Below are 241 nucleotides of genomic sequence, written 5' to 3'. Positions count from 1 at the left end.
CCGTTCGCCAGCTACGTCGACGGGCTCTGGCAGCTCTGGGACAAGCCCTGGCAGCAGTGCCTGCACGACAAGGCCGCCGGCACGGTCGTCGTTAAGGTGGCACCGTGAGTGTGGAACCTGGCTGGTACGTCGACCCCGCCGACCCGGAGACCCGCCGGTACTGGGATGGTGAGGGCTGGCTCGGCGCGCCCATCCCGGTCGACGCCACCCCGCCCGAGGGCCCGCCGCCGCCGGAGCCGGC

1 protein-coding gene is annotated in these 241 nt (G+C 73.4%); it reads left to right on the top strand.

The annotated features are described in order from the left end of the window. Positions 1-104 precede the first annotated feature (104 nt). On the top strand, positions 105-241 hold a 137-nt coding region (locus tag LQ51_RS32500), incomplete at its 3' end, for a DUF2510 domain-containing protein (RefSeq protein ID WP_156313281.1).

The sequence above is a fragment of the Micromonospora sp. HK10 genome (assembly GCF_000982955.1).
Taxonomy (GTDB): Bacteria; Actinomycetota; Actinomycetes; order Mycobacteriales; family Micromonosporaceae; genus Micromonospora.
The sequence above is the reverse complement of the archived record's forward strand: the minus strand, read 5'-3'. Positions and strand labels throughout refer to the sequence as shown.